The organism is Acinetobacter sp. LipI_23, from assembly GCF_058243045.1.
In genome coordinates this window covers 2715806-2729193 of sequence record NZ_JBZAYJ010000001.1, presented here as the reverse complement: position 1 = coordinate 2729193, position 13388 = coordinate 2715806, and the positions used below count along the sequence as shown (strand labels likewise).

The 13388-nt window shown below is 42.1% G+C and carries 13 protein-coding genes; 7 read left to right on the top strand and 6 right to left on the bottom strand.

Annotated elements, in window-relative coordinates; translation table 11 throughout:
- Both AC4CVD_RS13405 and ftn read left to right on the top strand, forming a co-directional pair.
- Positions 1-1632 (top strand): PepSY-associated TM helix domain-containing protein, encoded by a 1632-nt coding sequence (locus tag AC4CVD_RS13405; protein WP_490753286.1) that lies wholly within the window; start codon positions 1-3, stop codon positions 1630-1632.
- A gap of 269 nt (positions 1633-1901) precedes the next feature.
- The gene (gene ftn / locus AC4CVD_RS13400; protein ID WP_004695301.1) at positions 1902-2366 is read left to right on the top strand and encodes a heteropolymeric bacterioferritin subunit Ftn; all 465 of its coding nucleotides are present in this window, start codon (positions 1902-1904) and stop codon (positions 2364-2366) included.
- Positions 2367-2467: 101 nt separating this feature from the next.
- Here the strand turns inward: ftn and AC4CVD_RS13395 are convergent, their stop codons facing one another.
- A complete protein-coding gene (locus AC4CVD_RS13395; protein WP_017397004.1) occupies positions 2468-3028 on the bottom strand; it encodes a peroxiredoxin in 561 nt (186 codons plus the stop codon).
- A 163-nt stretch (positions 3029-3191) separates the two neighbouring features.
- Here AC4CVD_RS13395 and AC4CVD_RS13390 point away from each other — a divergent pair, with 163 nt between their 5' ends.
- From AC4CVD_RS13390 to bioD, 5 genes are all read left to right on the top strand, one after another.
- A complete protein-coding gene (locus AC4CVD_RS13390; protein WP_114836509.1) occupies positions 3192-3938 on the top strand; it encodes an alpha/beta hydrolase family protein in 747 nt (248 codons plus the stop codon).
- A gap of 105 nt (positions 3939-4043) precedes the next feature.
- The gene (gene bioA, locus AC4CVD_RS13385) at positions 4044-5363 is read left to right on the top strand and encodes an adenosylmethionine--8-amino-7-oxononanoate transaminase (RefSeq protein ID WP_114836510.1); all 1320 of its coding nucleotides are present in this window, start codon (positions 4044-4046) and stop codon (positions 5361-5363) included.
- The gene (locus tag AC4CVD_RS13380; RefSeq protein WP_490753285.1) at positions 5360-6517 is read left to right on the top strand and encodes an 8-amino-7-oxononanoate synthase; all 1158 of its coding nucleotides are present in this window, start codon (positions 5360-5362) and stop codon (positions 6515-6517) included. Before bioA ends, AC4CVD_RS13380 begins: the two co-directional genes overlap by 4 nt.
- Before the next feature lie 7 nt (positions 6518-6524).
- Positions 6525-7304 (top strand): malonyl-ACP O-methyltransferase BioC, encoded by a 780-nt coding sequence (gene bioC / locus AC4CVD_RS13375; protein ID WP_279662109.1) that lies wholly within the window; start codon positions 6525-6527, stop codon positions 7302-7304.
- A complete protein-coding gene (gene bioD, locus AC4CVD_RS13370; protein WP_114836513.1) occupies positions 7301-7945 on the top strand; it encodes a dethiobiotin synthase in 645 nt (214 codons plus the stop codon). Before bioC ends, bioD begins: the two co-directional genes overlap by 4 nt.
- A gap of 71 nt (positions 7946-8016) precedes the next feature.
- Here bioD and AC4CVD_RS13365 read toward each other — a convergent pair whose 3' ends face one another.
- From AC4CVD_RS13365 to AC4CVD_RS13345, 5 genes are all read right to left on the bottom strand, one after another.
- Positions 8017-8433, bottom strand: a complete 417-nt coding sequence (locus AC4CVD_RS13365) for an ExbD/TolR family protein (RefSeq protein ID WP_078389252.1) — start codon at positions 8431-8433, stop codon at positions 8017-8019.
- 18 nt (positions 8434-8451) lie between these two features.
- Positions 8452-8877, bottom strand: a complete 426-nt coding sequence (locus AC4CVD_RS13360; RefSeq protein WP_114836514.1) for an ExbD/TolR family protein — start codon at positions 8875-8877, stop codon at positions 8452-8454.
- 18 nt (positions 8878-8895) lie between these two features.
- Positions 8896-9777, bottom strand: coding sequence for a MotA/TolQ/ExbB proton channel family protein (locus tag AC4CVD_RS13355; RefSeq protein WP_234304584.1), 882 nt, complete (start codon positions 9775-9777; stop codon positions 8896-8898).
- A 34-nt stretch (positions 9778-9811) separates the two neighbouring features.
- Positions 9812-10510, bottom strand: coding sequence for an energy transducer TonB (locus AC4CVD_RS13350; RefSeq protein ID WP_114836516.1), 699 nt, complete (start codon positions 10508-10510; stop codon positions 9812-9814).
- A gap of 151 nt (positions 10511-10661) precedes the next feature.
- Entirely contained in the window at positions 10662-13349 is a 2688-nt protein-coding gene (locus tag AC4CVD_RS13345) for a TonB-dependent receptor (protein ID WP_171355045.1), read from the bottom strand.
- Positions 13350-13388 lie beyond the last annotated feature (39 nt).

Sequence of the window (13388 nt, the reverse complement as noted above, 5' to 3'; positions counted from 1 at the left end):
ATGAAGGTACGTACAGATATTCTCCGACTGGCCAAAGAGTTACATACGTGGGTAGGAATTTGCGCAGGCATTCTCTTGTTCATTTGCTTTTTTGCAGGTGGGCTGAGTATGTTTCAGCATGATTTGAGTAAGTGGGCAACGCCACCGCAACAAAGTTTAAATACGGTTGAATTCCATCAGTACAACGATTTGGTGTCACAGGTACAGCAGCAGTATCCTGAAGCGCAAAAAAGTTTCCAGATCAACTTAAACTCCAAAGAGTTTCATTATGCCCCGATTCAGTGGCAACCTGCGCAAAGTCAAACACATGATGATCATGTTTTCGATACCGATCAAAGCGCGATGTTAGCGACACTGAAACCAGATGGCACTCTACAGGTTGAACAAGAAAACTTATCCAAACTAGGTTGGTTGATTGAACAACTGCACGAAACGGCAGGCATTCCGGGAATGCTTGGGCATCATACACTCGGTGTTTATGTGATGGGTGTGGTATCTGTCTTATATTTTTTGGCGCTAATGACAGGTTTAATCATCCTCTTGCCGACGTTGGTCAAAGACTACTTTGCGATACGGCAAGGTAAGAACAAAAAACGCTTTTGGCTCGATGCGCATAATGTGATTGGCATTACCAGTTTACCGTTTCATATTTTGATTAGTGTGACGGTAATTGTTTTTGCATTTCATGATCTATTTTATGATGGCTTGGGGCAGTTGGTGTCCAAAGGCAAACCATTGTTTGAACGTCCCGCTGCGGTGCAGATTACAGATCCAGTTCCTCAGCTAGATGTTGAAAAAATACTCTTACAGGTACAGCAACAAGCACAGGGCTATGAGGTCTCGTCTGTAAGCTTTAACAATCTAGACCAACCCGCCAAGGCTTCGGCACGCGTCAGTTTATATAGCCCAGATCAGATGTTACGCGGTGATAACTTCGACGTGATGTTTTTCAATCCTTATCAGCCCGCACCCTATAGTACAGCCAATTTAAATACGCAGAGTTCTGGTCTAGATCAACTGATTCGATCGATGTTCAGTTTGCACTTTGGTAACTATGGCGGAGATTTTACCCGTTGGTTGTATTTGGCCTTGGGTCTAGCCGGGGCATTTTTATTTTACTCAGGTAATATTCTATGGATTGAATCTCGAGTGAAACGACAAAAAAATCCAAATTTAGTACCACCTGCACAGCGTAAAGATGTGCAATTCATTGCAAACTTAACCATAGGGGCATGTTTGGGAACGGTCTTTGGTATTGTTATGAGTATGTTGATCGGGCGCTGGGCCTATGTACTCAGTCCTGAACTACACAGCATCAACGCATGGTTTATGTATATCTATTATGCGATTTTTATTTTCAGCTTAATGTTTAGCTTCGTATTGGGTGCGGCACGAGCTTTACCAACGTTACTGCTGTCGATTGTGATTGTTTTACTGCTCATGCCTTTGACTTCTGCTATAGCACTGCTCTTACCTGAGATTGGACTATGGTCATCTTCTTCCTCTTTATGGTGGATTGACGTCTTTGCTATTCTTTTTGCAGGGTTATTTTTCCGTTTTTATCGCCAAGCTCAGGCCCGAGTCCAGTCCGCAGAAGTGGGTTCTCTTTGGTCCGTTGCTCAGAACAAGTGAAAGAATGAATACCGTTCCAAGGCTGAAATAAGAAGCATTTTTAATGGTTACAAAATGAAGCACAGGGCTGTTCAAGCCTAAAAAGCCTTTGCAAAAGGGATGAAGTTTTGCAAAGGCTTCTTTTATAACTATTATTTTGATGATTCATACTGCAAATGCGTATGTTTCTCATTTTAATTTTATAAAAATCATAAACTTACATAATTTATCTTTTGCAAAGTGAATTAAATGTGTCCATAATAGTTGCATTAGAGAATGGAGATTTTGAAATGCGTGGCAATCCTGAAGTCGTAGACTACTTAAATATGTTGATCGGTGGAGAATTGGCTGCACGCGATCAATATCTCATTCATTCACGTATGTATGAAGATTGGGGTTTGAGCAAAATCTTTGAACGTATCGATCATGAAATGCAAGAAGAAGCACAGCATGCGGATGCGATCATTCGCCGGGTTTTGTTTTTGGAAGGCACACCGAATATGCAACGTGATGACGTTGAAATTGGTGAAGATGTCGTTTCATGCTTAAAAGCCGATTTAAAGCTTGAATATCATGTACGTGAAAAATTAGCGCAAGGCGTAAAATTGTGTGAAGAAAAGGGTGATTACATTACCCGTGACATGTTACGTCAGCAAATGTCAGATACCGAAGAAGATCATACTTATTGGTTAGAAAAACAATTACGTTTAATTGAATTGATTGGTCTGCAAAACTATATTCAGTCTCAAATGTAAGAGATGCCAGCTACCAGTTTTATGTAAAGGTGGCTTTTGCATTTACGTACTGAGTAATCAAAAAGCCTTCGAATCAATGTCCGAAGGCTTTTTTGTATGGGTTATTTTTTAGAGAACTTTTGAATATCTGCTAATACTTGTCCTGCATGGGTTTGGGTATTCACACTGCTGTAGTGATAGACCACCGTACCTTGTGGGTCAATCAGAAAGGTTTCACGTTTCGCAATTTTCGCGATGCCCAAGTTCCGCACGATGCCGAGTTGATTTGCCAGTTGATGATTGTGATCAGCCAAAATAGGGAAATTCAGTCCCAACTTTTTCGAAAATTTTTGATGTGACTGTACATCGTCCAAACTCACGCCTAAGACCACCGCATTATTTTTGCTAAATTGTGGGTAGAGTGCTTTAAACTGATTGGCTTCTTGGGTGCAGCCCGGCGAGTCATCTTTCGGATAAAAATACAGAACGATCCATTTGCCTTGATATTGTTTGAGCTCATGCCATTTGGCATTTTGATCTTGTAACTTAAAACTCGGTGCGGGCTTGCCCACCCATTGTTTTTGGTCTGATGAAGCGCTTGAAAAAGCTGGTGCTGCATAAGTGGCATTACTGATGGCACAGAAACTACCTAGCGAAAGTAAGCTAATCGTTGCCACTTGCATTATTTTCATGGTGTAGGCTGTCCAGAAATGTATTTCATTGATCTTAGCAAATTTTAAGGCACTAAAGTGCTGAGATTCTGGTGTCTAAATCTGAATTATTTATTTAAATTTGCTGTTCATTCAAAGGGCTTGCTTTGCAACGGAGTCTGAGGTTTTATACTGTTTGAAATTTACAGTTTTAGAGTCTGCATTGAATCAACGTATTTTACTCATCACGGGCTGGGGTGGTGGAGCCAAGTTACTGCAACCTTTAACTCATGCTTTGCAGCATAAAGGCCATATGGTTGAGCTGATCAATATTTTTAATGGATTGGATACACAGGCGTTGCAGCAACATGCTGAACAAGCCAAAGACTTTGATGTCATTATCGGTTGGTCTTTGGGGGGGCAACTGGCGACTTTATTGGTCGATGCTGTTGAACAGCAGTATCAACAGCAAAAAATATTAATCACTCTGGCTTCAAATCCGTGCTTTGTGGCGCATGAAAACTGGCCAACTGCGATGAGTCCAGCGACATTTCAAAGCTTTAAAAAATCCTTCGAAGAAGATGCGATTGCAACCTTAAAGAAATTTGGATTTATGGTATGCCAAGGGACGGCAACCACCAAGCAAGATTTTTTGCAGTTGCAAAGTTTGCTTCAGCCTCAATCTTTAGATCTGTTAGAACAGGGACTCAATTGTTTAGAGCATTTAAATACGGTTGAGATCTTACAAAATTATACGGGGCATCAACTCCATCTGCTGGCTAAACAAGATTTTTTAGTTAGCTACAAAGTCTTGGATAATTTAAAAGCTTTAGGTGCAAATTTTTTAGATACGATGCTTTTAAGTGGTTCACATGGGCTTCCAGTTTTCCATGCAGATGAAGTAACTGACAAAATCTGCCAATATTTACAAAAAATGGATTAAACAATTCGCTGAGTGGCGAATATCGCAATTTCTTTTTGATGCGCGCAGGTTTAAGATCAGTCAAATTGAAATTTTGCTGTAACTGTAGTCGGTATGGAGTTAAGGATGACTGAGATTAATGCCAAATTGGATGGTGAGTTGGATGACTTAGCATTTGATCGGGAACATATTTGGCATCCTTATACCTCGATGACTAATCCGCTCCCCACCTTTAAAGTTAAAAAAGCCTTTGGCTCAACCATTGAGTTAGATGATGGCCGTCAGCTGATTGATGGAATGTCTTCGTGGTGGTGCACCATACACGGCTATAACCATCCTGAACTGAATCAGGCCGTGACAGACCAACTGCAAAACATGTCACATATTATGTTTGGTGGCTTTAGCCATGATCCCGCCATTCAACTGGGCAAATTACTGTTGCAAATCACCCCGCCAAGTTTAGATAAAATTTTCTATGCAGACTCAGGTTCTGTTGCAGTTGAAGTGGCGTTAAAGATGGCAGTTCAGTATTGGACTTCGCTTGGGAAACAAGACAAAACCAATTTTGTCACCCCGCGTTCAGGCTACCATGGTGATACATGGAATGCGATGTCGGTCTGTGACCCTGTCACAGGCATGCATCAAATTTTTGGTTCAAGTTTACCCAATCGTATTTTTGTTCCTGCACCGCAAGTTGCCTTTGATGCAGCATGGGATCAGAAGGACATTCGTGAGCTTGAAAACACCTTAGCTGCACAGCATGAAAGTATCGCCGCGCTGATTATTGAGCCGATTGTTCAAGGTGCAGGAGGGATGCGTTTTTATCATCCTGAGTACTTACGACAGGCCAAATTGCTCTGTGAAAAATACGGTGTTTTACTGATTTTTGATGAAATTGCGACAGGTTTTGGGCGTACGGGGAAACTTTTTGCTTGGGAGCATGCACAGGTCGAACCTGACATTATGTGTATGGGTAAAGGTTTAACAGGCGGCTATATGACTTTGTCAGCAACCTTAACCACAAAGCATATTGCTGAAACCATCAGTCGAGGCGAAGCGGGCGTATTTATGCACGGCCCAACGTTTATGGCCAATCCCTTGGCGTGTGCAGTAGCGGCGAAAAGTACAGAACTCCTCATTTCACAAGATTGGCAAAGCAATATTCAACGCATTGAAACACAACTTCGTACCGCCTTGGCCCCGTTGCAGTCACTTGAATATGTCCATGAAGTTCGTGTATTGGGGGCCATTGGTGTGGTTGAGCTGACGTTTAATGTGGATATGAAGACCTTGCAACAGGAGTTTGTCCGCCGTGGTATTTGGGTGCGACCATTTGGAAAACTGGTTTATGTGATGCCCCCTTATGTGATTACCTCACAGGAACTCAAGACCTTGCTTGAGCAATTGGTTGAAGTGGTGGTGCAGATGCAGGAGCCTGTTGTATGAAGCATGTAGAGCATTTTGCAGCGCAGTTGGATATCCTTAAACAGCAAGGCAATTTTCGCCAGTTCACGCCCAATGTGCAGCAAGGGCGGATGATTCGCATCCATGATCATGAGATGTTGAATTTGGCATCGAATGACTATCTAGGATTGGCTGCAAATATTGAATTGCGTGAGCAGTTTTTCGATGAAACGCCGAATGCGCAGCGCTGGATGAGTTCAGCTTCTTCACGCTTATTGACGGGTAATTTTCCTGAATATGAACAGTTTGAGAGCAGTCTGAGTCAAGCTTTTCATGGTCGAGCGGCTTTGGTATTCAACAGCGGCTATCACATGAATATTGGTATTTTACCTGCATTAGCAGATAGTAAAACCCTAATTTTGGCTGATAAATTAATCCATGCCAGCATGATTGATGGTATCCGTTTATCGACAGCGAAGTTGGTACGTTATCGTCATAATGACTTGGCGCATTTAACCCAACTTTTGCAGAAGTATCATGCCGATGATGCTTTTGAGCAAATCATTGTGGTGACCGAGTCCATTTTTAGTATGGATGGTGATGAAACTGATTTGGCTGAATTGGTCCGCATCAAAAAACAGTTTGAAAAAGTCATGCTCTATGTCGACGAAGCACATGGTATTGGTGTGCGTGGTGAGCAAGGTTTGGGTTGTGCCGAGCAATATCAAGTGATTGATGAGATCGACTTTTTGGTTGGTGCTTTGGGTAAGGCTATGGCTTCAATCGGCGGCTATCTGATTTGTCATCCTGTGATTCGAGACTATCTGATCAATACGATGCGCCCATTGATTTTTAGTACGGCACAACCGCCGATCTGCATGGCGTGGAGCAACTTTATCTTGCAACAAGTCTTGCAGTTAAATAATGCACGTCAGCATTTACACAGTATCAGTCAGCGCCTACAGCAAGCAGTTCAGGCCAAAGGTTTTGATTGTCCATCAACGTCTCAAATTGTCCCTGTGATCATCGGTGATTCGAGCAAAACAGTGGAGAAGGCGAAAGCTTTGCAACAAGCAGGCTTTTATATTATGCCCGTACGACCACCGACTGTGCCGCAGCATAGTTCTAGGCTACGTATTTCCTTGACCGCTCAAGTTCGCCATACTGATTTAGATCAGTTGATTCAGTTGTTGTGAGTGAGTCGTGAAAAATTCAGAGATTGATAAATCCCAAGTCGCATTGCGCTTTGCTCAGGCAGGGCAAAGTTACACTGAGCATGCGATTGTGCAAAAGCAAATTGCACGACGGCTTTTTGATTTAATTCAACATTATGCCGCTAAAACGCAATTTGAGCGGGTGTTTGAAATTGGTTGTGGTTCAGGTAATTTAAGCCATTTATTGCTGAAAGATTTCCAAATTTCACACTATCTACTGAATGATTTATATCCAGAGGTACAACAACACTTTCAGGGCTATTCAAATATAGACTGGTTGTTGGGTGACATTGAACGGCTCAATTTTCCTGATGCTTTAGAGTTGATTGTATCGACTTCAGCGCTACAGTGGATGACGGATCTTGATGCTGTTTTCCAGAAAGCGAATGACAGTCTGCTTGCACAAGGCCTATTTTGTTTTTCCACCTTTGGTGAACGGAATTTACAAGAAATTAAGACTTTAACGGGACAAGGCTTAGCTTATTTAAAGCTCGATCAACTACGAGAAAAATTGCAAAACCAAGGCTTTGACGTTCTACATTTGTCTGAACAAATTGAATACTTAGACTTTGCGACACCGAAACAGGTATTGCAACATTTAAAAGCCACAGGTGTCACGGCAACGGCATCTAACTTTCGTTGGACCAAGCACTCGCTCGAACGTTTTTATCAAGATTATCAACAATTTTCACAACTCGATACATCAGGTCAGATTCATTATCGCCTGAGTTATCACCCTATTTATTGTATTGCACGGAGAATGCCATGACTGGATCAGTTTACTTTATCAGTGGAATCGATACAGGCATTGGGAAAACCTATACTACGGGCTACTTAGCCAAGCTTTGGAATGAACAAGGCCAAAAAACCATTACCCAAAAGCTAGTGCAAACGGGCAATGTTGATGTTTCTGAAGACATTGAACAGCACCGTAAAATTATGGGTATGGGCTGGTTTCCTGAAGATGACAGTAAGCTGACCATGCCTGAAATTTTTAGTTATCCTGCATCGCCACATTTAGCGACTAAAATTGATGGTCGTGAGATTGATTTTGCAAAAATCGAGCGTGCTACTCAGCAGCTGGCTGAAAAATATGAGGTGGTGTTGTTAGAAGGTGCGGGTGGTTTGATGGTGCCTTTAACCACAGATTTGCTTAGCATTGACTATATTGCAGCTAAGCAACTGCCTGTAATTTTGGTGAGTTCGGGGCGTTTGGGCAGTATTAACCATACCATTTTAAGTTTAGAAGCACTGAAAAACCGTGGTTTAGAGCTTTACGCTTTAGCCTATAACTTAAATGATGAGTCACAAGATGAACTCATTTCTAAAGATACTGCGAGCTATTTAAAAGCTTATTTGGCGACACATTTTCCGCAAGCATTGTGGATCGACATCCCCGTATTGAAGTAATTCGTAGAGTCATTAAAAAAGAAAAAACCGCTAACAGAAAAAGTTGTCAGCGGTTTTTTTGACGGTTTTATTTACTGATTACTCACGACTCCAATTTTTTTCACATCAAGGCGTTGGGCTGCGGCCATGACCATCGCAATGTATTTATATTCCGTTGCGCGGTCAGCTTTGAGTTTAATTTGGTCTTGATCTGCTTTTTGAGCAACGGTTTGAAACAAGGCTTCGAGCGCTTGTTTGGACTCCACAGCTTGTTCATTCCAAAATATTTTGCCTTGAGCATCTAAGCGTAGTTCCACGATTTCAGGTGGTTTTTCCTGAACTGGTGGTGGTGTGCCATTCGGGAGGTTAATATTAATGGCGTTGTTTGGCAACGGAATCGTGATAATGAACATAATCAGCAATACCAACATGACATCAATCAAAGGCGTCATGTTGACATCAAGCATCACATCTTCATCATCTTGGTTGGAACCAACATTCATACCCATAGCTGAATCCTTCTTTGATTAAGGGGAAGAGGGCGGTGTGGTGACAAAGGCAATTTTGCCAATCCCCGCTTGCTGCGTGGTAGTAATGACTTGGTCAATCGCATCGTATGGCGTAAGTTGGTCACCACGAATGTGAACATCGGGCTGAGGTCTCTTTTGCGCCTCTATTTGTAAGCGTGCCAGTAAGGTGGCTTTATCGGCAATGTAACTTTCATTCCAGAAAATATCGCCATTTTTATTGACTGCGAGTTGAATATTTTCAGGTTTAGTTTCATAAGGTACATTCTTTTCTTCAGGCAAATTGACTGGCACGGTATGAACTGCAACAGGCACTGTAATGAGGAAAATAATCAGCAAAACCAACATAATATCAACCAATGGTGTGGTATTAATGGTTCCGATTACATCATCATCGCTGTCATTTGAATTTACCGTCATTCCCATGGCTGATTCCTCATGTTCTTATTTCATGTCACGGTTAACAGGATTGTTGGTGCTGATTTCACCACTTAACAACACAGCATGCAGGTCTGAACCGAAGGTACGAACTTCTTCCATCACGGCTTTATTCCGGCGGGTTAACCAGTTGTAACCAAGCACTGCTGGAACAGCCACGGCTAAACCAATTGCAGTCATAATTAAGGCTTCACCCACAGGGCCTGCGACTTTATCAATAGATGCTTGACCTGATACCCCAATCGCGGTTAACGCATGGTAAATGCCCCAAACGGTACCGAATAAACCCACGAAAGGTGCGGTTGAACCTACAGTTGCTAGAAAAGCTAGCCCACCACTTAAATGGCTGTGAATTTTGTCGATGGCGCGTTGAATCGAGATAGTGACCCAAGTATTAAAGTCGATACGCTCTAATAATGTTCCACCATGATTTTTTGTGGATTTAATGCCTTTTTCAGCAATAAAGCGATACACACTGGCATCATCTAAACCTTCAGTTGCAGTATCGAGAGAGGTTGCTTCCCAAAAGTTTTTATCGGCATGTTGGCCTTGTTTGCGGATTTTACCTTGCTGTAAGCACTTGGTGATGATGATGTACCATGTTCCAATCGACATAATCACCAAAATAAACAGCGTCACTTTAGACACCAGATCACCTTCTTTCCACATTGCTTCTAAGCCATAAGGGTTATGTACTTTTTCTGAAGCAGTAGGTGCTTTTTCAGCTAAGGGTGGGGGAACAGGTGTTGCTGCTTTCTCAGTCGTGGTGACTGGTGTCGTTAGTGCTGTAGTGGGCGCAGCGGTTTCCTCTGCAAAAACAGCTTGTAGAGGAAGTAATGTGCTCATTCCAAGTAGGCTTGCTGCGGTAAAGTTTTTTAATTTTTGCATTGTGTAACTCCTAATGTCGGCTGATCTTTTTCAATTATTCGAGAACAAATTCGTATGGGATGTCGAACCAAGCGCTTTGAGCTACGCCATCTTTCATTGCAGGTTTAAATGTGCACAAGCTATACGCTTTCGTTGCAGCACGGTCTAAAGTACGGTCACCTGTAGAACGCTTTACTTTGACTTCTTGGGCTTTACCATTGGTATCGACAAAGACCGAAATCAGTACGGTGCCTGAAATACCACTCATCTCTGCTTCGCGTGGATAGCTTGGTGCTTTGCATCCAGCTTCACCTTCCGATACTCCATGTGTAACACCTGTGGGTTTGGGTGCAGGTGATGGAGCCGCGGCAGTCGGTGTGGGGGTTGGAGATGGGCTTGGAGAAGGCGATGATGCAACTGGCGTCGGCGTGCTTATCGTCGGTTTAGTAACGGGTGTAGCAACTGTTTTTTGCACTGGGATTGCTTTTTCTACAGGTTTGGGGTCAGGTTGCTGCGCTACTTTTTCCACCATTTTTGGTGGCTCTGGTGGAACTGCTTTAGGTGGTTCAGGCTCAGGTGGCTTGATATCTTGCAAAATGATCAATTCCACAGGTTCGGTTGAGGGTTTGATAATATCTTTTGCCAAGCCCGCCATTAGCACCAAGCCAACAAGAACATGTAAGAAAATCACAACGCCAATACCTGTGAGTTTTTTGGCGGAGTTTTTTTCTAAATCTTCAAATGTAGTGCCCATAGTTACTCCTAAAATGTAATCTTTGATCCGTACATAACTCTAGAAATGAAGTTGCTAAATTGTGATCAAAACAATAATAATCTTCTAAATTAAAGAGTTAGTTTGAGCCACTACAACAGAGGGAAAACCATGTTGTAGTGGTAAGGATGTATTAGAATTTATAGGTACCACGAGCGAAGTAGGTACGTCCTACTGCATCTGCATAACGTGGGTCGTATCCCATTTGGAAGTTATCTAGTACATTTGACGCTGGTGGTTCAGCATCAAACATATTCTTGAGCCCCATGGTGAGCTCTAAATTTTTAAAACCTTTATAAGTACCAGATAAGTTGTAGGTTATGTAATCGCTTACTTTGTGGTCTTGGCCGCCTGAGTTTTGATCTGTGTAGCCTTTAGAGAAATTTTGTTGTAAGTTTATTGCCCAATTTTCATAGCGCCAGTCTAAATTGGCGGTATGTTTCCAGCGTAAAACAATTGCTTGATAATCTAAGCCAGCGTAACTACCTGCTACGCCAATCCAAGGCATACCTTTGTTTTCTTGGTATTGGTAATCTGTTACATAAGTGCCATCAATACTCGCTCCAAACTGTCCAGTAGTTGTCATTGGAGAACGCCAAGCGATACCTGCATCAAAACCAGAAGTTTTAATACCACCTAAGTTTTGATTCGTTGTATTGATATAGTTGAGAGAACCATCAGCATTGCGGATAAATTTATCCGCATATTTTACTGGGTCAGCAAAAATGGCCGTCTCAGAAATAGTTGTGATTTGATTCTTCACTTTGATATCGAAATAATCTAAGGTAAATACAAGATTTTTAATAGGTTCAAAGACGATGCCAGCAGTAAATGAGTCAGACTTTTCTGGTTCAAGGTCTTTATTACCACCATTCTGACGATCAAACTGCATACCGCAATCACGTGCTGGTAGCGATCCTGTCGCAGGTACGCCTCCAGGGCAAAGTACAGGGTCATTGTAAGTTGCTGCTGTATTAGTTACCGATTTTGGTGAATACATTTCTTGTAAGGTTGGTGCTCTAAATCCTTTTGTATAGCTTGTTCGGAACATTAATTGTTTAAGTGGTTCCCAACGAAGAGAAAATTTTGGATTGAATGCGTCACCAAAATCGCTGTAATCATCGTATCGGGCTGCAAGTTGAGCCTCTAAAGTTTTATGCAAAGGAATGTGTAATTCGGTGAAAACAGCTTTAATATTGCGCGAACCTTCATTGACAGGTTCTGTGGGATCTACGCCTGTGCTTGGGGCAACACTTGCAATTTCTGCAAGCGTTTTTGATTGCCAATCATCACGGCGATAGCTTGCGCCGATAGCAAATCCTACGTCACCTGCTGGTAAAGTATAAATTGGGCGGCTTGCGGTAAAGTCGACAGTGGTTGAATCTAATTTGGCATCTAAATATTGCCCTGTAACACTTAAATCACTCCATACATTGCCATCTACCTCGCTTTGTGCACCAAAGGGATTGAGTGTGCCATTCAATAATGCCGCAGCTGTTTTATCATAATTGAGATAACCGCTTAAAATATTATCGGCTGCGTTGCTACGGGCATAGGTTACGCCGGTGTTAATATCCCAGCCATATGCATCCCCTTCTAGGCCTGCAAATATACGATGTGAATCATTCACACTACTACTAACTCGGTTACCAGCTTGAGAACGAAGATATAACTCAAGAGGACCGCTGACATTATCCATTGCAGGCGTAATTCCTTTGCCAGGATAATATTTACTAGATGGATTCATGGGTAAGTCAAAGAACACGTCTGGAGCAACTGATGTCGTGACTTCACTTCGCGCGTAGACGTACTCACCAATTGCATTAAAATTATCATTAATTTTTGTAGTGATACGCCCCATTACAGATATGTCTTCTGTTTGAGGGATGATACCAATAACAGCCTGACTGTTATAACGACAAGTTACACCATCATTACTGAAGACGAGAGGGCTATTACCGCAACCTGTTTTTGCATAAGGGTTACCAAATGTACCCGTTGCTGTATCATATAAATTAGCTGGAAATGATCCGCTACTGGTTCTATTAACCCCTAACTCGGGTAAGACACCACCGCGACGGCTGGCTTTACGATCTTGCGCCATGATATCTTCGCCGCGACGATAATCAATTACCCCAAAAGCATTAAAACCATTTTCTTCTAAATCACCAAAGCCTCCAAAAATTGAATAACTTTGTTGTTCTCCACCTTTTTCTTCAGGCTTTTGATAGTCGGCACTAAAATTTAAGCCATTGAACTGTTTTTTGGTAATAAAGTTGACTACGCCTCCAATGGCATCTGTTCCGTAGACAGCAGAAGCACCGTCCCTTAAAACCTCAATGCGATCAAGCATAGCAAGTGGAATGATATTTAAGTTTGTGACACCACTATCATAAGCATTCGCTGCTAAACGCCGACCATTGAGTAAAACCAATGTTTTATTTGCACCTAATCCTCTTAAATTTGCTGATGAACCCTGTGTCCTGCTTGTACCAACATTTGAAGCGGTTACAAAGTTTGATTGGTTGGCAGTGATTTTAGATAAAGCTTCTTCAGTGGTAGTAACGCCTTGTTTGAGAATTTCATCGACTTTAATGACCGTAATGGGTGAAGAACTTTGAGCTGCAACTCCTTTGATAGAGGAGCCAGTGACAGTCACTTTAGCAACTTTTTTAGTTGGTTCTGCTGAGACTGAGCTTTCGGTTTCTTCTGCATGAGCTAAAGACAAACACATCATACTTAAAGTCAGGGTACTTAGTTTAAGTATTGATTTGCTGATGGTTGGGGTCCCCATAGATCGAACAAGTTTGTTTTTTTGCATCGTAAATTCAACCCTTCTTTTTCTATATTTAGCGGTATT